General features: G+C 59.6%; 19 protein-coding genes. 14 read left to right on the top strand and 5 right to left on the bottom strand.

Features of this window, described 5'->3' with window-relative positions; translation table 11 throughout:
- The first annotated feature begins 14 nt into the window (after positions 1-14).
- Complete coding sequence (locus tag AC2FD8_RS03180; RefSeq protein WP_496853341.1) at positions 15-611, top strand: HD domain-containing protein; 597 nt, start codon at positions 15-17, stop codon at positions 609-611.
- Between the two features lie 903 nt (positions 612-1,514).
- Positions 1,515-1,928: a CHAP domain-containing protein gene (locus AC2FD8_RS03175; protein ID WP_496853342.1), complete on the top strand. Its 414-nt coding sequence runs from the start codon at positions 1,515-1,517 to the stop codon at positions 1,926-1,928.
- A gap of 37 nt (positions 1,929-1,965) precedes the next feature.
- Here AC2FD8_RS03175 and AC2FD8_RS03170 read toward each other — a convergent pair whose 3' ends face one another.
- The gene (locus tag AC2FD8_RS03170; RefSeq protein ID WP_050604676.1) at positions 1,966-2,520 is read right to left on the bottom strand and encodes an ActR/PrrA/RegA family redox response regulator transcription factor; all 555 of its coding nucleotides are present in this window, start codon (positions 2,518-2,520) and stop codon (positions 1,966-1,968) included.
- An 81-nt stretch (positions 2,521-2,601) separates the two neighbouring features.
- Positions 2,602-3,228: an SCO family protein gene (locus AC2FD8_RS03165; RefSeq protein ID WP_496853343.1), complete on the bottom strand. Its 627-nt coding sequence runs from the start codon at positions 3,226-3,228 to the stop codon at positions 2,602-2,604.
- Positions 3,229-3,318: 90 nt separating this feature from the next.
- On the opposite strand from AC2FD8_RS03165, the gene regB reads away from it, so the two are divergent.
- The 10 genes from regB (at position 3,319) to AC2FD8_RS03115 (ending at position 15,927) form a co-directional block, all read left to right on the top strand.
- The gene (gene regB, locus AC2FD8_RS03160) at positions 3,319-4,716 is read left to right on the top strand and encodes a sensor histidine kinase RegB (protein WP_496853344.1); all 1,398 of its coding nucleotides are present in this window, start codon (positions 3,319-3,321) and stop codon (positions 4,714-4,716) included.
- Positions 4,717-4,786: 70 nt separating this feature from the next.
- Positions 4,787-6,295, top strand: a complete 1,509-nt coding sequence (locus tag AC2FD8_RS03155; RefSeq protein WP_496853345.1) for a PAS-domain containing protein — start codon at positions 4,787-4,789, stop codon at positions 6,293-6,295.
- A 41-nt stretch (positions 6,296-6,336) separates the two neighbouring features.
- Positions 6,337-6,810, top strand: coding sequence for a tRNA (adenosine(37)-N6)-threonylcarbamoyltransferase complex ATPase subunit type 1 TsaE (tsaE, locus tag AC2FD8_RS03150; RefSeq protein WP_496853346.1), 474 nt, complete (start codon positions 6,337-6,339; stop codon positions 6,808-6,810).
- Positions 6,807-7,811, top strand: coding sequence for an aminoglycoside phosphotransferase family protein (locus AC2FD8_RS03145; protein WP_496853347.1), 1,005 nt, complete (start codon positions 6,807-6,809; stop codon positions 7,809-7,811). Before tsaE ends, AC2FD8_RS03145 begins: the two co-directional genes overlap by 4 nt.
- On the top strand, positions 7,808-8,494 hold the full coding sequence (locus tag AC2FD8_RS03140; RefSeq protein ID WP_496853348.1) for a nucleotidyltransferase family protein: 687 nt from the start codon (positions 7,808-7,810) through the stop codon (positions 8,492-8,494). The genes AC2FD8_RS03145 and AC2FD8_RS03140 overlap by 4 nt, the downstream gene beginning before the upstream one ends.
- Positions 8,487-11,411 carry a double-strand break repair protein AddB gene (gene addB, locus AC2FD8_RS03135; RefSeq protein WP_496853349.1) on the top strand — a complete coding sequence of 975 codons (2,925 nt, stop codon included), beginning with the start codon at positions 8,487-8,489 and terminating at the stop codon, positions 11,409-11,411. Before AC2FD8_RS03140 ends, addB begins: the two co-directional genes overlap by 8 nt.
- Complete coding sequence (gene addA / locus AC2FD8_RS03130; protein WP_496853350.1) at positions 11,408-14,767, top strand: double-strand break repair helicase AddA; 3,360 nt, start codon at positions 11,408-11,410, stop codon at positions 14,765-14,767. Before addB ends, addA begins: the two co-directional genes overlap by 4 nt.
- 6 nt (positions 14,768-14,773) lie before the next feature.
- Entirely contained in the window at positions 14,774-15,148 is a 375-nt protein-coding gene (trxA, locus tag AC2FD8_RS03125) for a thioredoxin (RefSeq protein WP_496853990.1), read from the top strand.
- A gap of 69 nt (positions 15,149-15,217) precedes the next feature.
- Complete coding sequence (locus AC2FD8_RS03120) at positions 15,218-15,568, top strand: Lin0512 family protein (RefSeq protein ID WP_496853351.1); 351 nt, start codon at positions 15,218-15,220, stop codon at positions 15,566-15,568.
- Positions 15,565-15,927, top strand: a complete 363-nt coding sequence (locus tag AC2FD8_RS03115; RefSeq protein ID WP_496853352.1) for a Lin0512 family protein — start codon at positions 15,565-15,567, stop codon at positions 15,925-15,927. Before AC2FD8_RS03120 ends, AC2FD8_RS03115 begins: the two co-directional genes overlap by 4 nt.
- A 58-nt stretch (positions 15,928-15,985) precedes the next feature.
- Here the strand turns inward: AC2FD8_RS03115 and AC2FD8_RS03110 are convergent, their stop codons facing one another.
- Positions 15,986-16,180 (bottom strand): DUF1127 domain-containing protein, encoded by a 195-nt coding sequence (locus tag AC2FD8_RS03110; RefSeq protein ID WP_496853353.1) that lies wholly within the window; start codon positions 16,178-16,180, stop codon positions 15,986-15,988.
- Between the two features lie 197 nt (positions 16,181-16,377).
- On the opposite strand from AC2FD8_RS03110, the gene hslV reads away from it, so the two are divergent.
- Positions 16,378-16,938 carry an ATP-dependent protease subunit HslV gene (hslV, locus tag AC2FD8_RS03105; protein ID WP_496853354.1) on the top strand — a complete coding sequence of 187 codons (561 nt, stop codon included), beginning with the start codon at positions 16,378-16,380 and terminating at the stop codon, positions 16,936-16,938.
- Here hslV and AC2FD8_RS03100 read toward each other — a convergent pair.
- On the bottom strand, positions 16,927-18,168 hold the full coding sequence (locus AC2FD8_RS03100) for an MFS transporter (protein ID WP_496853355.1): 1,242 nt from the start codon (positions 18,166-18,168) through the stop codon (positions 16,927-16,929). The two genes, hslV and AC2FD8_RS03100, sit on opposite strands and share 12 nt — an antisense overlap.
- A 105-nt stretch (positions 18,169-18,273) precedes the next feature.
- A complete protein-coding gene (locus AC2FD8_RS03095) occupies positions 18,274-18,675 on the bottom strand; it encodes a DM13 domain-containing protein (RefSeq protein WP_496853356.1) in 402 nt (133 codons plus the stop codon).
- A gap of 199 nt (positions 18,676-18,874) precedes the next feature.
- Here AC2FD8_RS03095 and hslU point away from each other — a divergent pair, with 199 nt between their 5' ends.
- The gene (gene hslU / locus AC2FD8_RS03090) at positions 18,875-20,182 is read left to right on the top strand and encodes an ATP-dependent protease ATPase subunit HslU (protein ID WP_496853357.1); all 1,308 of its coding nucleotides are present in this window, start codon (positions 18,875-18,877) and stop codon (positions 20,180-20,182) included.
- The last annotated feature ends 66 nt before the right edge of the window (positions 20,183-20,248 follow it).

Raw genomic sequence — 20,248 nt, 5'->3', positions numbered from 1 at the left:
CAAGGCATGGCAGAATGGCAACACAACCCCGCGCATGGCAGAGGATGCTTTCAGGCCGCAGGCTGGACCTGCTGGACCCGACCCCGGTGGATATCGAGATCGAGGATATCGCCCATGGTCTGGCCTTTGTGGCGCGCTGGAACGGACAAACGGCGGGCGATTTCGCCTATTCCGTGGCCGAGCATTCCCTTCTGGTCGAAGAGCTTTTTGGCCGTATCGCACCCAAAGCGCCCGTGAAATGGCGGCTGGCGGCCTTGCTGCACGACGCGCCGGAATACGTTATCGGCGACATGATCTCACCCGTCAAATCCGCCGTTGGCCCGGATTATGGCGCGCTGGATGACCGTCTGGCGGCGGCGATACATATTCGATTTGGGCTTCCTGCCGAGGTGCCGAAATCGGTGAAACGGCAGATCAAAAAGGCCGACAAGATCAGCGCCTGGATGGAGGCCACCCAGATCGCGGGGTTTTCCGGGGCAGAGGCGACGAAGTTCTTTGGCCGACCGGATCGGGCGGTGATGGAGGGGTTGGAGATCAGGCTAAGACCGCCCGTGGACGTGCGAAAGGCCTTTGCTGAGCGGCATTGCGAATTACTCAATTTGTTTTGCTGATTGAAGGCTAAGTAGAAAGTTGGAGAATGCAGGCTTTAGTTCGACGCCTCTTAGTCTACGGGTCCTTCATATCATTGAATTTCTTTTGCTTTATCATTTCAGCTGTTCTGTTTGATGGCTGCACCAAGTGCTATGTGGACTCAAACGCAGAGCGATGGTCAATGGCAGTTACAGCGATCACCATTTGGGTGTGGCCGTATCTGTTCCTAACGATTTGGATCGGAGCCAAAGCCTACTCTGCGCGATGCAAGAACAGACCCCTGCTGCCGCTCTTGGCTGCCTTTTTCTTCAGCTTCGTGGTCTACTCGAGTACTTGGCTAGTCTGGGCCGGAATCGCTTTGCGCTGCGGCAAGGACTGCTTTCCGCCGCATAGGCTGGCATATGTATTTGAAACGGCAGGCAATTGGGGGGTCTTCATAGGCCTGTCGGGTTTGGCTGTCTGCTACTTTAAGAACAGACAATGGAGCAACCAACATGTCGCAATCAAGTAAGCTCCCAGACTGACAGCAAGTCCAAGGTGCAAACACTAGCGCGAATTGCGCTTCACCAAATTCTGCTGCTGCGTTCGGCGGTGCGTATTCCGGCGACACCCAGAAACCAGCACTTCGGTTGCAAATACGTCTACAATCTCACCCGATTGTCTTAGCGATGTAGCTGAGGACAGGCGAAATCTTGCCGTGTGCTGACAAGCCTCTTTTCACAACACATCAGATGCCCCTAAAACTTGCGTGTCTTCAAAATGGGCAGTGAAGATTCTTGAATACGGGCAAACGCATATCAAACACGGCTTGGCCGCGCTTACCCGGCGGCGCGCGAACTGCAATTGCGGTAGGGCTTTTGACTCTGGTCTCTGCTTGTGCCCATGGCCCGACCGACGCGCAACTTGATCCGGAACGTCAGTCAATGGCCCTGCAAGAAGTCTCGCAAAAGCAGGCCCGTGGGCAACGGGTGTGGTGTGTGCCCTACGCACGTAACCTCAGCGGTATCGAAATTCGCGGCAATGCCAAGGACTGGTGGGGCAAGGCGCGCAGTACGTTTGAGCGCGGCAACGAACCGGCTGTCGGTTCGGTCATGTCATTTCGGGCAACGCGCGGGATGCGGCTGGGTCATGTGGCTGTCGTGTCCGAAATTGTAAACGACCGGGTCGTCATCGTGAACCACGCCAATTGGCACCGCAACAAAGTGTCATTGAAAATGGGTGTGAAAGACGTCTCCAAGAACAATGACTGGACACTGGTCCGGGTCGAAAGCGTTCCGGGGCAATATGGCAGTTTGTACCCGGTGAACGGGTTTATTTACCCTAAGTCTGGCGAATAATACTATCCTCTGAACAGACTAGTCCAAGCTCTGTCTGCTAACGCGGGCTACGCTTCGCCAATATCCGCTGCAACGTCCGGCGGTGCATATTCAGCCTGCGGGCCGTTTCCGAGACATTGCGATCACACAGCTCATAGACCCGCTGGATATGTTCCCAGCGCACGCGATCGGCGCTCATGGGGTTTTCAGGGGGTGGGGGCAGTTCGTCGCCCTTGGCCAGCAACGCGTTGGTGATGTCTGTGGCGTCGGCGGGTTTGGACAGGTAGTCGGTTGCGCCGATCTTGACGGCGGCGACGGCGGTGGCGATGGCCCCGTAGCCGGTCAGCACAACGACCCGGCTGTCCGGGCGCTTTTCGCGCAGCACTTCGACGACATCCAGACCGTTGCCATCCTCAAGCCGCAAATCCACGACCGCATAAGCCGGCGGACGCGCGGTGGAGATGGCACGGCCTGCAGCGACGGAGCCTGCGGTTTCAACCTCGAACCCGCGTTTTTCCATGGCTTTGGCAAGGCGCCTCAGGAACGGCTCGTCATCATCAACCAGAAGCAGAGACTTATCGGGGCCGATATCAAGCTGAGAACTGTCTGCCATGGTTGAGTCTTTCCGCTATTTCATGCCTTTGGCTTTACCTAGAAGTAATAGCAGCGCTGGACCAAAGGTCAAACCGACTTGTCAGGACCCGGCTTGCTCCAAAAAGCAACCGACCTTATCCGCCATTTGCTGCGCTGTATCTTCACGTTTGAAGAATTCGAGAAACCCATCTTCGGGCGTAACCAGATAGGTGAAGGTGGAATGGTCGACCAGATAGTATTCGTCGCTTTTGTCATGGGCCTTGTAATATGTCTTGTAGGCCTGGCTGGCGGCCTTGACCTGCTCGGGTGAGCCGGTCAGCGCGATCAGACGTTCATGCAGGTTGAAGGCGTAGTCTCCGACCACTTCGGGCGTGTCGCGATCGGGGTCGATCGAGATAAACAGCGGTGTCACGGATTGCCCACTCTCGGCCAGAATGTCCACGGCCTCGGCGTTGCGGGACATATCGAACGGGCAGACATCGGGGCAGAACGTATAGCCGAAATAGACAAGCGTCGGCTCGGTGATCACGTCCTTGTCGGTGACCGGCTCACCCTTGTCATTGACCAGTTCGAACGGTCCGCCAATCGCTGCCGCCCCGCCCGCGATCTGGCTGGACCGGCATTGCGCATATTTGTCGTCCGACCCGGACCCGATTGTCAGAAGCCACATGGCACCAAGGCCGATGGCAAGAACGACAGCTGCGAGAATGGCATATAGGCGGGTCATGATCGTTTTCCGTGTACAAGGGGTTGTTGATCGTATCGGTCGGGACACCTATCAAGATGATCAGCCGATGCAACAGGACATAAGTGACCAATGGCAGAATCCAACCAGAGTTTATGGGGCGGTCAGGAACGCAGCAGCTGGATCAGGCTGCGCACCCTTATCCTGCTGCGCTGGGTAGCCATATTTGGCCAGATCACCGCCATCACGGTGGCTCAACACAGCTATCATGTGCAGCTTGAACTTACCCTGTGTTATCTGGCGATCGGCGTTTCGGTGATTGGCAACCTGACCGCCAGTTTCCTGTTCCCGCAAAACAAACGCCTGACCGAGTTCCAGAACTTCCTGATGGTGCTGTTCGATCTGTTTCAACTGGCGATCCTGCTGTATCTGACCGGCGGATTGAACAATCCATTTGCCCTGCTGTTGCTGGGTCCGGTCACGATCTCGGCAAATGTCATGAGTACCCGGTCCACGCTGATTGTGGGGGCCGTGGCAATTGCGCTGGCTACGCTGCTGGCTGAATTTCACCTGCCTCTGCGGACCGAAATTGGCCTGGTCCTGCGGATCCCTGACATTCTTCTGTTCGGCAATTGGGCCGCGATCATCATTGCCATCGTGTTTATCGGGGCCTACTCGCATCGGGTCAGCTCCGAGGCGCGTTCAATGTCCGAGGCGCTGGCGGCCACGCATATGGCACTGGCGCGCGAACAGAAACTGACCGATCTGGGCGGTGTTGTCGCCGCTGCCGCGCATGAGCTGGGAACCCCTCTGGCGACGATCAAACTCGCCAGTTCCGAGTTGATCGAGGAGCTCGACGACCGTCCCGAGCTGAAAGAAGACGCTGCCCTGATCCGCGAGCAGGCGGACAGATGCCGGGACATCCTGCGCGATATGGGACGCGCCGGCAAAGACGATCTGCATCTGCGTCAGGCACCTTTGTCCACTGTGGTCCACGAAGCGGCCGAGCCGCATATCGACCGGGGCAAAGCCGTACATTTCACCGAAGGGCCTGTGCTGGATGGGGATGTACAACAACCTTCGATCCTGCGCAAACCCGAGATCATTCACGGTTTGCGCAACCTGATCCAGAACGCGGTGGATTTCTCGCGCGCGAATGTCTGGGTCGAGGCGGAGTGGACCTCGGACAAGATCACCGTCTGTATCATGGATGACGGACGCGGCTATCCCTCGCATCTGATCGGGCGGATTGGTGATCCATTTATGCGGCGCAGGCGGGCCGAAACCGATCAGCGTGCGCGCCCCGAGTATGAGGGTATGGGTCTGGGCCTGTTCATCGCTAAAACCTTGTTGGAGCGCAGCGGGGCGGATCTGGAATTTGCCAACGGCTCGGACCCATATCAGCACCTTTCAGACAAGCCCGACCGCCGGGGGGCAATCGTCAGGGTCGAATGGCCCCGCAAACGCATCGACGCGCAGCAAGGCGATACCCCGGTACCCTCGGGGCGCAACCAGCATATTCAGGTCTGAGTTAAGACACCGTTAACCATTCTTGCCTTAGTTTGTGCCGAGGTTGTGCAGGCTTGAGGTAGGAAAGTAGATGGCAGACTGGATCATTCTGGCCGCGATCAGCCTGGTCTCGTGCTGTTTTGCCGTTCTGTGGCTGCTGCCGCGTCGTGCCCGGCGGGACAACAGCTATGGCATGTTCACCGCAAGCTCTTTGTTCGACGCCGTTTTTCTGTTCGACGGGGATCGCCTGATCAGCCACTCTGACATTGCCCTTGCCGGTTTCGAACATGTCGCGAACTGGACCGATTTGCGACGTTTGCTGCAGCGCGACTTTCCGACCTTTCCGGAAACGCCCGACATCGTGCGCGATCAGGGCAATCTGGTTGTCTCAGCCATCGACTGCACGGTTGAGCGTGAGGTTCTGTGCGAATGGATTGACGGGATCGTTCGGATACAGCTGCACGAACCGTCGCGGGACACGAAAACCAAGCTGCGCGATCCGAATGATCCGATCCGGCTGGCGATGGATCAGGCACCTTATCCTGTCTGGCTGCTGGATCAAAATGCAAGCGTCCGCTGGTGCAACGCGGCCTATGTCACCCTTGTTCGCAAGGTGCGCGGGCTGGATGCCGATCTGACCCTGCCTCTGTTCCCGGATACCGGGGCCGAGCCGCGGCGCAGTGGGAAATCCCGCGTCTCGATCGACGTGGCTGGAAGCGACAGCAAATTGTGGTTCGACCTGACTCAGGTAGACCATACGGTAGGTCGCCTCTTCTATGCCGTTGATATCAATGCAATTGTGCAGGCCGAAACCGCCCAACGCAAATTCGTGCAGACAATGACCAAGACCTTTGCGCAGCTGTCAATCGGGTTGGCTATTTTCGACCGCAACCGCCAACTGGCGCTGTTCAATCCGGCGCTGATCGACCTGACCACCCTGCCGCCGGATTTCCTCAGCTGCCGTCCCAATATCTCCAGCTTTTTTGACCGACTGCGGGATCAACACATGATGCCGGAACCCAAGAACTATCGGTCTTGGCGCAATCAGATGAACGATCTTCTCGAGGCGGCCGAGGACGGGAACTATCAGGAAACATGGTCTCTGCCCTCGGGCTCGGTCTATTCTGTCAGTGGTCGCCCGCATCCTGACGGGGCGGTCGCATTCCTGTTCGAAGACATCACCGCCGAGATCACCCTGACCCGACGCTTCAGGTCCGAAATGGACCTGATGCAATCGATCCTCGACAAGCTGGCCGACGCAATCGCGGTCTTTTCCGAAGACGGTACGCTGGCCCTGACCAACTATGCCTATCAACAGCTTTGGGGAACGCAGGACGAGGCCGGGTTTCACAGTGAAACGATCACCGAGGTCACGCGCATCTGGCAGGACCACTGCGTCGCCACCCCAGTGCTGGGTGAGATCCGCGATTTCGTCGACATGCGCGTCGATCGGACCGAATGGAACGCCGAAATCCGGATGCGCAGCGGCGTTGCGCTGGATTGTACCGTCACGCCGATGCAGAACGGTGCCACGATCGTGCGCTTTGCGACGGCCGGCAAATCCCTGACCGCCGAACCCATGGCTCAGATCAGCGCCTGAACCGGGTTGCAGCCGCTGGGGCGCAAGTCCATTGTGGCGCCATGAATTCGGCACCCGTTACCCTCACCCTGCAAAGCCCTCAGGACACCGCAGATTTTGCGGCGCGCCTTGGTGCAACCTTAAGACCTGCGGATGTATTGTTGCTGCAAGGTGAGATCGGCAGCGGCAAGACGCATTTTGCCCGTAGCCTTATCCAATCACTGATGAACCCGCCCGAGGATGTGCCCTCACCCACCTTCACGCTGGTGCAGGCCTATGACACGCAGATCGGCGAGATCTGGCATTGCGACCTCTACCGGCTGACCTCGGTGGATGAGGTCGACGAGCTGGGTCTGACCGAAGCCTTCGACACCGCGCTATGCCTTGTGGAATGGCCCGACAAACTTGGGCCGCTGACCCCCGACACCGCATTGACCCTTGCCTTCCAAACCGACCCGGTAGAGACCGAGACGCGCCACCTGAGCCTGTCCTGGTCTGATCCGAAATGGCTTGGGAAACTGGAGAATACTCTATGACAGATCGCACTGTGCTGGCCGAGGCACTGATTGCACAGACGCCATGGGCCAATGCCACGCGCGCGCCTTTGGCCGGCGACGCCTCGAACCGCAGGTATGAGCGTTTGACAGACCCAACGACTGGTCGCACAGCGGTTCTGATGGACGCCCCGCCGGATCGCGGAGAAGATGTCGAACCCTTCGTCCGGATCGCGAACCATCTGCGCGAAATCGGCCTTAGCGCGCCCGAGATTTACGCCGAAGACAATCAGAACGGTTTTCTGGTACTGGAAGATCTGGGCGACGATCTGTTTTCACGCGTTCTGACCAAGGACCCGAGCCGGGAACGCGCCCTCTATGAGACAGCGACAGACGTTCTTTTGCACCTGCATGAGGCCCCGATCCTGCCCCTGCCCTCATACGACCCCACATTGATGACCGAACTGGCCGCTCTGGCCTTCACGAAATACGTGCATGGCATTCTGGGCGACCACGATGAAGACACGCGAGAGCGGTTCGAGCTGCGCTTTGCTGATATCCTGCTGCACGAGACCTCAGGCACCAAAGTTGTCGTGCAGCGGGACTACCACGCCGAAAACCTGATCTGGCTGCCGGAGCGCGAGGGCGTACAGCGCGTTGGGCTTCTGGACTTCCAACTGGCGATGCTGGGGCACCCGGCTTACGATCTGGTGTCGCTCTTGCAGGATGTTCGCCGGACCGTGCCGACCGGGATCGAAATGCAGATGGTCAATCGCTATATCGCGGCCTCTGGCATGGATGACCACGACTTCCGCACCGCCTACAGCGTTCTGGGCGCGCAACGAAACTTGCGTATTCTGGGTGTTTTTGCCCGGCTGGCCACAGACTATGGCAAGCCACATTACGTTGATCTGATACCCGCCACATGGGCGCACCTGATGCGCGATCTGGAGCATCCCGCGCTGATCCCGGTTGCCAACATCCTGCGCGACGCCCTGCCCGAACCAACTGCGGAAAACCTCGCAAGGCTGAAAGCATCATGAGCCAATCCCCCGACGCCGTGATGCTGTTTGCCGCCGGGTTCGGCACCCGGATGGGCGCGCTGACCAAGGATCGGCCGAAACCTTTGATCAAGGTCGCCGGACGCCCGTTGATCGACCACGCGCTTGCGCTGGTGGATGCCGTTCAGCCGTCCCGCGTGGTGGCAAATCTGCACTATCACGCCGATCAGTTGCAGGCGCATCTGGCACCCAAAGGCATCCTGCTCTCGCATGAAACGCCCGAGATTCTGGAAACTGGCGGCGGCTTGCGGGCGGCTTTGCCTCTGCTTGGCACTGGCCCGGTTTTCACCATGAATACGGATGCAATCTGGACCGGGCCCAACCCACTGAGCCTACTGCAACAGGCATGGGACCCGGACCGGATGGATGCACTGTTGATGTGTGTCCCGATTGGTCAAACCATCGGGCATGCGGGCGAAGGGGATTTTACCGCCGATGCAGAAGGGCGGATCACGCGGGGGCCGGGTTTGGTGTATGGCGGCGTGCAGATTCTTAAAACCGATGGGCTGCAGCATATCCCGGAACAGGCCTTCTCGCTAAATCTGTTATGGAACCAGATGCACGACCGCAAGCGCCTGTTCGCGCTGGAATATCCCGGCCGTTGGTGTGATGTCGGGCGACCCGAAGGGATCGCTCTGGCTGAGGGGATGCTGGCGGATGTTTGACCCCAGCGCACATCCACGGGTATTCGCCGTTCCGCCGGGCACGGATTTTCCCAAGGCACTTGTTGACGGGCTGCGGCAGCGCGCCTCTGGCCCTCCGCACGCGCTGGCCAGTGTGCAATTGGTGGTCAACACGCGCCGTATGGCCCGGCGGGTGCGCGAGCTGTTCGATCAGGGGCCGCCCTGTCTGTTGCCCAAGCTTTCTCTGGTCACCGATCTGGGCGAAAGTGTTGATCTGGCGCAGATTCCACCCGCCATCCCCCCGCTGAGACGGCGGTTGGAGTTGACACAGCTGATTTCAAAACTGCTGGACCAGCAGCCTGATCTGGCCGCAAGGGCCTCGCTGTTCGACCTGTCCGACAGCCTGGCTGCCCTGGTTGATGAGATGCAGGGCGAGGGTGTGTCGCCAGAGGCGATCCGCCAACTGGATGTCAGCGATATGTCCGGTCATTGGGCCCGCGCACAGGCGTTTATCGGCATCGCGGATCATTTTGTCGATGCAGGCGATCAGGCGATGGATGCACAGGCGCGGCAACGTCGGGTGGTCGAAAACCTGATTGCCCGCTGGCAGGAGGCTCCGCCGCAACATCCCGTCATTTTGGCCGGTTCAACCGGATCGCGCGGCACCACGCTGATGCTGATGCAAGCCGTCGCGCGCCTGCCACAAGGAGCCTTGATCCTGCCGGGCTATGATTTCGACCAGCCGCGCGCCGTTTGGGACCGTCTGGATGAGGCGTTGACCTCTGAGGATCACCCGCAATATCGGTTCCGCAAACTGATGCGAGAGCTGGGGTTGGATCCTGACCAGATCCAGCACTGGACGGATGAACAACCGCCCTCACCCGCGCGTAACCGGTTGTTTTCGCTGGCATTGCGCCCTGCCCCCATCACCGACGCGTGGATGTCCGAAGGCCCACAGCTGACCGAGTTGGACAAGGCCACGCACGACCTGACACTGGTCGAGGCGGATTCACCCCGGTCCGAAGCCCTTGCCATCGCCCTTCGCCTGCGACAGGCGGCCGAAACAGGCCAGACCGCCGCCCTGATCACACCCGATCGGATGCTGACCCGGCAGGTCAGCGCGGCATTGGATCGCTGGAACATCCTGCCCGATGATAGCGCCGGTCTGCCGCTGCAACTCTCCCCGCCCGGCCGGTTTCTGCGCCATGTCGCGGGCCTGTTTGCGCGCCGTCTGGAGGGTGAGGCGCTTCTGACCCTGCTGAAACATCCCCTGTGCCATGACGGGGGTGAACGCGGGGGCCATCTGTTGCATACCCGCGATCTGGAACTGGACCTGCGCCGCCATGGCCCTCCATTCCCGGACCAAACCAGCCTGACCGCATCCGCGATCCGCACCGAAGCGCCCGAAGAATGGGTGAGCTGGGTCAGCGCGCATTTTTGCAATCAGCAAGTCACCGGAGAACGCCCCCTGACCGAATGGGTCGACCGATTGCTGTCTCTGGCCGAGGCGATCTCGGCCGGACATGCGGGCGATCACGGCACCCTTTGGGACAAGAATGCAGGCCAAAAGGCCCAGTCTGTCTTGACCAATCTGCGGGATGAGGCGCATCACGGCGGCCCCATGACCGCGCATGACTTCGCCGATCTGCTGGGCGCGCTTCTGGCCGGAGAAGAGGTCCGCGACCGCGACGCCCCGCACCCGCATATCATGATCTGGGGCACGCTCGAGGCCCGGGTGCAGGGCGCGGATCTGCTGATCCTCGGTGGTTTGAACGAGGGCAGCTGGCCCGAAGCGCCAGCGCCAGACCCATGGCTGAACCGCCAGATGCGCGACAAGGCGGGATTGTTGCTGCCCGAACGGCGGATCGGGCTTTCGGCGCATGACTTCCAACAGGCCATCGGCGCGCCCGAGGTCTGGCTGACCCGCGCCACCCGCTCGGACGATGCGGAAACCGTGCCCTCGCGCTGGCTGAACCGACTGACGAACCTATTGCAGGGCCTGCCTGACCAAGGCGGCCAGACGGCGCTAGCAGATATGCGCGCGCGGGGTCAAACCTATCTGAACTGGGCCAAAACACTAGAGCGAGCCCCCCAGGTTGACGCGGCGCATCGCCCCTCGCCCAAACCTCCGGTTGCCGCCCGACCGCGCCGCCTTTCGGTGACCGAGATCAAGCGCCTGATCCGCGACCCTTATGCGATTTACGCTAAACATGTGCTGCGCCTGAAACCGCTCGATCCGCTGGTGCAGGCCCCAGATGCGTTGCTGCGCGGGATCGTGATCCATGAAATCCTGGAACATTTTGTCAAGGACAGCGTGCTGGATACCGCCTTGCTGACCCGCGAGAATTTCCTGAAACGCGCACATGAGCTGCTCGAGGTTCATGTCGCCTGGCCGACCGCCCGCAAACTGTGGCTGGCGCGGCTGGAACGGATCGCCGACGACTTTCTGAGTGCCGAGGTCAATCGTCGGGGCGACGGTGGCCCGGTGTCGTTTGAGGCCGCGATGAAACTGGTGTTGGAGCCTCTGGATTTCACCATCGCCGGACGCGCCGACCGGATCGACCGCAACAGCCGGGGGGCGTTGCGGATTGTGGATTACAAAACCGGCGCGCCTCCGACCGAAAGCCAGCAGGCGAAGTTCGACAAACAGCTGCTGATCGAAGCCGCCATGGCCGAACAGGGCGCCATCGAAGGGATCGACCCCACCGACGTGGCCGAGGCGATCTTCATCGGTATGGGCGGCAGCTACAAAGAGGTCGCCGCGCCGCTGGCCAAAGAACCCACCGACAAGGTTTTGGCTGAGCTAAAAGAGCTAATTTCTGCTTATTTAGAGCCTGATCAGGGCTTCTCATCGCGTCGCATGCTGCACAAGGACACCGATATCGGTGACTATGATCATCTGGCCCGGTTCGGCGAATGGGACCGCACCGCTGAAACCTTCCCTGAGGACCTGACATGAGTGCCCGCAACGACGCCACCGAGCGGCAGGTGCAGGCCGCGCGCCCCGATGCCTCGACCTGGTTGGCGGCAAATGCCGGGTCGGGCAAAACCCGCGTGCTGACCGACCGCGTGGCGCGGCTGCTGCTGAGCGGGGTGCAGCCGCAGCACATCCTGTGCCTGACCTATACCAAGGCCGCCGCCAGCGAGATGCAGAACCGGCTGTTCAAACGGCTGGGGGAATGGGCGATGCTGGGGGACGCACCGTTGTTGGCGCAGCTAACGGATCTGGGCGTCGAAGGAGCGATCGACTCGGACCGTCTTGCGCAGGCCCGCACCCTGTTTGCCCGCGCGATTGAAACGCCGGGTGGGTTGAAAATCCAAACTATCCACTCTTTCTGTGCCTCGCTGCTGCGTCGCTTCCCGCTTGAGGCCGGTGTCAGCCCTCAATTTGCCGAGATGGAGGACCGCGCCGCCGCTTTGCTGCGCGAGGAGATCATCGAAGATTTCGCCGAGGGCCCTCAGGCCGGCTTGATCGAAGATATCGCCCGGTTTGTCACCGATACCGGGTTTGACAAGCTGACGGCGGCGGTGACCCAAAAGCGGAACCTGTTCGAACAGCCCTTGCAGCGCGCGGACCTGTTGCAGCGATTTGGCCTGCCCGAAGGTTTTGACGACGACACCCTTGCGGGTCAGGTGTTTCTGGGCGGTGAGGTTGATCTGATCCAATCCATGCTGCCTGCGCTGATCGAAAGCGGCGGCAACAATGCCAAGGCCGCCGTAAAACTCGCCACATTCACCGAGGCAAAACTGGCCCATCTGCCAACACTGGAAGGCGTGTTGCTAACGGGCAAGGGCGCAAAGGAGCCGTTCACCGCCAAGATCAACGGTTTCCCGACCAAAGCTCTGCGCGAAGGCGCTCTGGCGGACCGTATGCTACAGCTGGAATCGCTGATGTTGCGGGTCGAGGCCGCGCGCGAACAACGGCTGGCTTTGGTTGCTGCGCAAAAAACCACCGTTTTGCATCGCTTCGCCGCAGCTTTCTTGCCAGAATACGAACGCCGTAAACAGCTGCGCGGGTGGCTGGATTTTGACGATCTGATCCTGCGTGCGCGACAGGTGCTGAACGACCCGGCGGTAGCCGAATGGGTGCTGTACCGGCTGGACGGCGGCATCGACCACATTCTGGTGGACGAAGCGCAAGACACCAGCCCGGATCAATGGGACGTGGTCGAGAAACTGGCGCAGGAATTCACCAGCGGGGAAGGGGCCCGATCGGAAGTTGAACGCACGATCTTTGTGGTCGGTGACAAGAAACAGTCGATCTATTCCTTCCAGGGCGCCGACCCGCAAGCCTTCGACCGGATGCAGGCCGAGTTTGGGCGGAAGCTGAAAGAATCAGACTCTAAACTGTGGGATTCTACGCTTGAATACTCATTCCGGTCCTCCAGCGCGATCCTGTCATTGGTCGATTTGCTGTTCGAAAATCAGGCCGAGGCCGGGTTTCACAAGGAAAGTCAGCACCGCGCGTTCAAGACAGACCTGCCGGGGAGGGTTGACCTCTGGCCCCTGGTCGAAAAGGTCGAAGAAGACGAGGATGGCGATTGGACCGATCCGGTAGATCGGCCTGGGTCGCGCCACCATACCGTCATTCTGGCCGAGCAGGTGGCGCAGTCGATCAAGCACATGATCGACACTGGGGCCACAATTCCCGAAGATGGCGAAACGCCTGGCACATTCGTGCGCCGCAAGGTGCAGCCGGGGGATTTCCTGATCTTGGTCCAGCGCCGCTCAGACCTGTTTGCCGAGATCATCCGCGCCTGCAAAGCCTTGCATCTGCCCATCGCCGGGGCGGACCGGCTGAAAGTCGGCGCGGAACTGGCGGTCAAGGATTTGGCGGCATTGCTGAGCTTTCTGGCCACGCCCGAGGACAGCCTGTCGCTGGCGACGGTCCTGAAATCCCCTCTGTTCGGCTGGTCCGAGCAGGCGCTGTTCGATCTGGCCCATCGCCGGCAAGAGAAATTCCTGTGGGCCGCGCTGCGCAATCGCTCGGGCGAGTTTCCCGAGACGCTTGCGATCCTCAACGATCTGCGGGGACAGATCGACTTTCTGCGGCCTTATGACCTGATCGAGCGCATCCTGACACGCCATGACGGGCGGCGAAAACTGTTGGGTCGACTGGGGGCCGAGGCCGAGGACGGGATAAACGCGCTGCTCTCGCAGGCTTTGGCTTATGAGCGAACCGATATTCCCAGCCTGACCGGCTTTCTGGTCTGGATGCAGACCGACGATCTTGAGATCAAACGCCAGATGAGCGGCGTGGGCAACATGATCCGCGTGATGACCGTGCATGGCTCAAAAGGGTTGGAAGCGCCCATCGTGATCCTGCCGGATACCGGCAAACGGCAGGCCCCGCGCGATGCCGAGATCATGGTGGCTGATGGAACGCCCCTGTGGAAAGTTCCCGCCGATGTCTCGCCCAAGCTGATTTCAACCGCCCGCGAGGGGGCTCGGAACCGTGAGGAGAATGAGCGCCTTCGACTGCTATATGTGGCTCTAACACGGGCTGAAAAGTGGTTGATCGTGGCAGCGGCAGGGGATGTCGGAAAGGACGGAACCAGCTGGTATCAGATGGTTGAGACCGCGATGGAGCGCGCGGGCGCGACACAGATGGACGGGTCCCAGACACGGCGACTGGCCCATGGTGATTGGGAGGGGTTGCCGCTGGTCGAGCGCAGCGAACACGGCACGCCTGGTCAGGACCTGCCTGCATTGTTCCAGCATCCGGCAAAAGATCCGCAGTCAGAGCCGGAAACCCTCAGCCCGTCAGATCTTGGCGGGGCAAAGGCGCTACCCGGTGATGCCGGGCAGGATGAAGAGGCTGCAAAGCTACGCGGTACCCGATTGCATCTGCTGCTGGAACATCTTCCCGGCGCGCCTCGGGATGATTGGCCCATACTGTGCGCTCGGGTTCTGGCGGATATGCAAGATCAGGCTAGGGCCGAGCTGCTGTCAGAAGCCACCAAGGTCCTGACGGCGGATCACCTGCAACCGGTTTTCGCCATGAACGCACTGGCCGAGGTCCCCGTTTCAGCCGAGCTGAACGGGCAGCGGATGCATGGTGTCATCGACCGGCTGATCATAACGGACACCGAAGTGCATGTGGTTGATTTCAAAACAAATGCCACGGTACCCGACCAGGTCGAAGCCTGCCCCGAAGGCCTGTTGCGGCAGATGGGGGCCTATGCGCAGGCGCTAAGTCAGATTTACCCGGAAAAGACCATCCGTACCGCCATCCTGTGGACACGGACGGCCGCGTTGATGTGGCTGCCACACGATCTTGTGACGGAGGCGCTGACCCGCGCCCGGATATCTTGACCTTACCTGACGCGGCACCTAGGTTCTGTTCCCAAGTTCACCCCATTCAGGAGACAGAATATGTCGACCGTAGCCGTTACCGACGATACCTTTGATGCCGAAGTCAAGAACGCGACCGTTCCCGTGGTTGTGGATTTCTGGGCGGAATGGTGTGGTCCCTGCAAACAGATCGGCCCCGCTCTGGAAGAACTGGCCGCTGAATATGGCGACAAGGTGAAAATCGCCAAGGTGGACGTGGACAGCAACCCGAACGCAGCCGCTGCGATGGGCGTGCGCGGCATCCCGGCACTGTTCATTTTCAAGGACGGTCAGGTCGTCTCGAACCGCGCGGGCGCGGCACCCAAAGCTGCCCTGCAAAGCTGGATCGACGAATCCATCTGATCCGGATTGGAATGCGAATGATCAAAGGCGCCCCGAACCGGGCGCCTTTTTTATGACCCGGAGGCTTTGATGGCAAAAACACGAGTTCTTGTGGAGTTTGGTATGGGCACGTCCCTGCGGCGTGAGGACTATACCGAGGCCGCCCTGCGCGCGATCAAGGATGCGCTGTGGCATAACTCGGTCAATATGGCCGAGCTGTTCGATTTTCCCAAAGAGGCGATGATCATTGATGCCGAGATCGGCGTGCAGCAACCCGAAAAGGTGGACCGCGACGCATTGAAGGCCGTGTTCCCCTATGGTCAGCCGAACATCACGGTCACCCGCGGTGGGCTGGACATCGAGAAACCGCATGCCGATGGCCACACAGTGATCGCAAACGCCGCCGTCATCGTCTCGTTCGACATGGAGCCCGCGCAATGACTGAGAAACGTATCATTCTTGAGATGGGCACCGGCAACGACCTTTATGGTCAGGACTATACCAAAGCCGCAAGGCGGGCGGTGCAGGACGCACTGCATCATTCCTCGATCACTCTGTTTTCTCACTTGGGCGTGGACCACAAAGAGATGCGCGTGGTGGTGACAATTGGTGTACAGCAGCCCGAGGCCGTGGATTGCAAGCTGGTCGCGCAGGATTTGCCACGGGGCAGGGCCGAGGTGCGGGCCGTGTTGGGCGGGCTGGATGTCGAGGACAGCGATGCAGGCACCCGCCACGTCATCGCAACCGCAGCGGTTGAGGCCTATCTGCCGGATATGTCAGGGAAATACAGGCTGGTTTGAAAAAGAAAAAGCCGCTCGGACGAGCGGCTATTCTGTACTACGGCTGATCTGAAACGGATCAGATGGTGATGATGTCTTTGCGGGTCAGACCGATATCTTCCAGCTGAGCGTCGCTCAGTTCCGACAACGCCTTGCGTGTCAAACGCGTTTCGTTCCACTCAACCGCTTTTTCGAAAGCTACAGTGAACGCGTCCACTACGTGCAGAATGGTAGCTGCTCCGAGCGGCGCAGTGTTTTGTGCAATATTTGCCATTTGCGCAGTCCTTCAAACTGAAACAGCCGACCCAATGTCGGTTGTAAGCCTCATGTAGTGCAGGGGTCTGAGTCTCACAATTGCCAGTCTGGTAGACCCGATCTGCGTTTCTTGCATATCTTTTGGGCAGCTTGTGAACAGTTGCGTTGGCGCTGGCTCCGGCCCATATAGGGTGCCAGTGATGAACGGAGGCCCTGATGGCAGACAGCGAATTTCCCGGTTGGCATGGCACAACGATCATTGGCGTCAAGAAAGACGGTCAGGTGGTGATTGCCGGGGACGGACAGGTCAGCCTGGGTCAGACCGTGATCAAAGGCACCGCCCGCAAGGTTCGCCGCCTGTCCCCCGGCGGGTTCGAGGTTGTGGCAGGCTTTGCCGGGTCGACCGCGGATGCCTTCACTCTGCTTGAGCGGCTGGAAGCCAAGCTTGAGGCCACGCCCGGCCAATTGGCCCGCGCCTCGGTCGAGCTGGCCAAAGACTGGCGCACCGACAAATACCTGCAAAAGCTTGAGGCAATGCTGATCGTCACAGACGGAAAAGACCTGCTGGTGATCACCGGGGCAGGGGACGTGCTGGAGCCGGAGCACAACGTGGCCGCCATCGGATCGGGCGGCAACTTTGCCCTCGCCGCCGCGCGCGCGATGATGGACAGCGACAAGCCTGCCAAAACGGTAGCACGTGAGGCGATGGCGATTGCAGCTGATATCTGCGTCTATACCAATGGCAACCTGACGGTCGAGGAAATCTCAGGTCAGTAGTGCCATGATCTCTTTACCTTTCCAGCGGCGGTGCATCCCGATCAGTCCAAAGATCGCGGCGATGATCACGATGTAGTAGGGCACGCGGATGTCGATGCTCATCAACCCGCCGCCGATCAGGGACATGACCCCTCCGGCCAGGCAGAAGACTGCGGTGGTCACGCCCATGACCCAACCCTGATCCGCCTCACTGACGCTGGATGAAAACAGGCCCAGAAGGGTCGGGTAAGAGACGCCAAAAAAGAAGTAGAAGAAGAAGACCGGAACGTAGCTAAGCACGCCGCTGGGGCTGAAGGCGAACGCAAGCCCGCAGATCACCATCGAGATCAGTGAGACATAGATGATCTTGTGCTTGCTGAACCTCTCTTGCGCGGGTTTCACAAGGAAGGTGCTGGAAAAGGCCAGCGCAAAGCCGATGACGACCATGGCCATGCTGCCTCCGATCACGCCATAGCCGAACCGGCTGGTCAGGAAATTGTCGACGAACACATAGAAGGTGACGTTGGCGATCATGAAGAAGGAATAGACCGGCAGGATTTTCAGAACCATCGGATGGCCGCGCACGGCGATCAGGCTGTCGGTGATATCACGCGGGCGAAAGACAAAAGGCGCACGCTCGCTGCGGGTGTCCTTGAAGAAGGTCATCACAAGGAAGATGGCGACCAGCACCAGAACAAAGGCACCGTAGAAGGGTGTCCTCAGCGTGGCGAAGCTGCCCAACAGGGCGGAATCCGACAGGACAGCCCCGATGATCGGCCCCCCGACAAGGCCAAAGCTGACACCAGTCACGATATACCCCATATTGCGGTCGCGGTCGGCAGCATCGGTGCTGCCATCTATCATCGCCGCCTGCGCGATGGGCTGGTTGCCCGCCGTAAAGCCGGTGATCGACCGGCCAAGGATCAGCAACAGCAGACTGTCGAGGTAAAGCGAGGCGATGGTTATGGCATAGCCCGCCAACGCTCCGCCAAGGCAAACCAGCAGCGCGTTCTTGCGTCCGATGGAATCCGAGACCTTCGAGACATAGACAACCCCCAGAAACCACGACAGGAAGAAACAACCGATCACCAACCCATAGTAAAAATGGCGGCGACCGTTGGGGGTGTTTTCAGGCAGGAACCCGGAATTCGTCTCCATGATCAGAGAGTTGATGATCGGAAAGACAAGCCCCTGTCCGATCAGGTCAACAAACACCACAAACAGCAGGGTGATCTTGGCAATCTTGGTCATGAAAAACGCCCCCGGTTCCAATAGCTTGGGGCGAGTGTAACAGACAGTCGCGCTGCGACCTAACAATGTGTCAGAGGTCGGAAAGCCCGACCTCTGACGCCGTGATTACTTCAGCGATGCGACGCCCAATGGGACTCCGGCGACCTCGCACCAGATGTACACTTCGTTGTAGCCCGACACATCCATGGTCGGCGGTACAGCATAGGATTGCTTGCCGGTCAGGTTGAGCAGCGCACCCAGTTTGGTGTCAGGAGCGTATTCACCGTCTTTACCAAACGCCACGCGCGGGTCGGGGCCTCCGTCCAACGAGAAGTCATCGCCCAGTTCAACGATGTAGCGGTCGCCATTTTTGACCAGTTTCACCGAACCGCTGGTGATGTGGTTCGAACGGCCCTCGAACGTGCCTTTCTTTTTGGCGCCGCCAGCCAGGGCAGTGGTGGTGCCGGCAAGGGTCAAGGCTGCGCCGGTGGCTGCTGCTTTTACAAAAAGCGAACGACGAGTCATCATGATGCGGTATCTCCATAAGATAGATGCGGGCCTGTGTGCCCGTCGCGAACGGTTATGCCGCACGCGACCCTCGCATGGCGATACACATCTCAACGAATATCCGTGTGCCTTCTGTGAGTTGTCGTGATGTTTCCGTGATCGGCTTGTGTTTTTGGCGCTTATGATTAGGTTCCGCTGCGAAACAGACGGAAAAACGCATATGACCGACCTGACCCCGCGCGAGATTGTCTCGGAACTGGACCGCTTCATCATCGGGCAAAAAGACGCCAAGCGCGCAGTGGCCGTGGCTCTGCGCAATCGTTGGCGACGCAAGCAGCTGGCTGATGATATCCGCGATGAAGTGTATCCCAAGAACATCCTGATGATCGGACCCACTGGCGTCGGCAAGACCGAGATCAGCCGCCGTTTGGCAAAGCTGGCGCGCGCGCCTTTCATCAAAGTCGAAGCCACCAAATTTACTGAGGTCGGATATGTCGGTCGCGACGTGGAACAGATCGTGCGCGATTTGGCCGATGCTGCAATCATCCAGACGCGCGAATACATGCGCGAGGATGTGAAGGCCAAAGCCCATCAGGCCGCCGAGGATCGCGTGATCGAAGCGATCGCTGGTACGGACGCGCGCGAGGCCACGCGCGAGATGTTCCGCAAAAAGCTGAAATCAGGTGAGCTAGACGACACAGAGATCGAATTGGAGGTGTCAGACACTTCAAATCCGATGCCGATGTTTGACATGCCCGGCCAACCCGGCAGCCAGATGGGCATGATGAATCTGGGCGATATCTTCGGCAAAGCCTTCGGTGGTCGCACCGTGAAGAAGAAAGTCACAGTAGCCGAAAGCCATGACCTTCTGATCGGGGAAGAGGCCGACAAGCTGCTGGATGATGAAACCGTCAACCGCGTGGCGCTGGAATCGGTCGAACAGAACGGCATCGTCTTTCTGGACGAGATCGACAAGGTTTGCGCGCGCGCGGAAGCGCGCGGTGGCGATGTCAGCCGCGAAGGGGTCCAGCGCGACCTGCTGCCTCTGATCGAGGGCACAACCGTGTCCACCAAACATGGCCCTGTGAAAACCGACCATATCCTGTTCATCGCCTCGGGTGCATTCCACATTGCCAAACCGTCAGACCTGCTGCCCGAGCTTCAGGGCCGTCTGCCGATCCGGGTTGAGCTGCGCGCACTGACCGAAGAGGATTTTGTCCGCATCCTGACCGAGACCGACAACGCGCTGACCCGCCAATACACCGCCCTTATGGGCACCGAAGAGGTCACCGTCAGCTTCACAGATGATGGCATCGCGGCACTGGCCAAGATCGCTGCGGATGTGAACCAGACCGTTGAAAACATCGGCGCCCGGCGGCTTTACACAGTGATGGAACGTGTGTTCGAAGAACTCTCGTTCACTGCGCCCGATCAGGCCGGGGCCGAGATCACGGTGAATGCGCAATTCGTGGATGAAAATCTGGGCGAGTTGACGAAATCGGCCGACCTCAGCCGTTACGTATTGTAACAAATCCAGCTGTATTTCGCCGCCGATTTGGCGGCGAATTTTCGTTCCGGCTGGACCTTGCACCAG

It is taken from the genome of Ruegeria sp. YTSC192 (assembly GCF_059609705.1).
This window is presented reverse-complemented; position numbering and strand designations above follow the sequence as displayed.

Bases quoted from the DNA above. Each gene is read 5' to 3' on its own strand.
- AC2FD8_RS03120 (WP_496853351.1), top strand. From the start codon at position 15,218: ATGGCAAAAACACGAGTTCTTGTGGAGTTTGGTATGGGCACGTCCCTG.
- AC2FD8_RS03110 (WP_496853353.1), bottom strand. From the start codon at position 16,180: ATGGCAAATATTGCACAAAACACTGCGCCGCTCGGAGCAGCTACCATT.
- AC2FD8_RS03155 (WP_496853345.1), top strand. From the start codon at position 4,787: ATGGCAGACTGGATCATTCTGGCCGCGATCAGCCTGGTCTCGTGCTGT.
- hslU (WP_496853357.1), top strand. From the start codon at position 18,875: ATGACCGACCTGACCCCGCGCGAGATTGTCTCGGAACTGGACCGCTTC.
- AC2FD8_RS03165 (WP_496853343.1), bottom strand. From the start codon at position 3,228: ATGACCCGCCTATATGCCATTCTCGCAGCTGTCGTTCTTGCCATCGGC.
- regB (WP_496853344.1), top strand. From the start codon at position 3,319: ATGGCAGAATCCAACCAGAGTTTATGGGGCGGTCAGGAACGCAGCAGC.
- hslV (WP_496853354.1), top strand. From the start codon at position 16,378: ATGGCAGACAGCGAATTTCCCGGTTGGCATGGCACAACGATCATTGGC.
- AC2FD8_RS03095 (WP_496853356.1), bottom strand. From the start codon at position 18,675: ATGATGACTCGTCGTTCGCTTTTTGTAAAAGCAGCAGCCACCGGCGCA.
- AC2FD8_RS03140 (WP_496853348.1), top strand. From the start codon at position 7,808: ATGAGCCAATCCCCCGACGCCGTGATGCTGTTTGCCGCCGGGTTCGGC.
- AC2FD8_RS03115 (WP_496853352.1), top strand. From the start codon at position 15,565: ATGACTGAGAAACGTATCATTCTTGAGATGGGCACCGGCAACGACCTT.
- AC2FD8_RS03100 (WP_496853355.1), bottom strand. From the start codon at position 18,168: ATGACCAAGATTGCCAAGATCACCCTGCTGTTTGTGGTGTTTGTTGAC.
- addB (WP_496853349.1), top strand. From the start codon at position 8,487: ATGTTTGACCCCAGCGCACATCCACGGGTATTCGCCGTTCCGCCGGGC.
- addA (WP_496853350.1), top strand. From the start codon at position 11,408: ATGAGTGCCCGCAACGACGCCACCGAGCGGCAGGTGCAGGCCGCGCGC.
- AC2FD8_RS03180 (WP_496853341.1), top strand. From the start codon at position 15: ATGGCAACACAACCCCGCGCATGGCAGAGGATGCTTTCAGGCCGCAGG.
- AC2FD8_RS03170 (WP_050604676.1), bottom strand. From the start codon at position 2,520: ATGGCAGACAGTTCTCAGCTTGATATCGGCCCCGATAAGTCTCTGCTT.
- tsaE (WP_496853346.1), top strand. From the start codon at position 6,337: ATGAATTCGGCACCCGTTACCCTCACCCTGCAAAGCCCTCAGGACACC.
- AC2FD8_RS03175 (WP_496853342.1), top strand. From the start codon at position 1,515: ATGGCCCTGCAAGAAGTCTCGCAAAAGCAGGCCCGTGGGCAACGGGTG.
- AC2FD8_RS03145 (WP_496853347.1), top strand. From the start codon at position 6,807: ATGACAGATCGCACTGTGCTGGCCGAGGCACTGATTGCACAGACGCCA.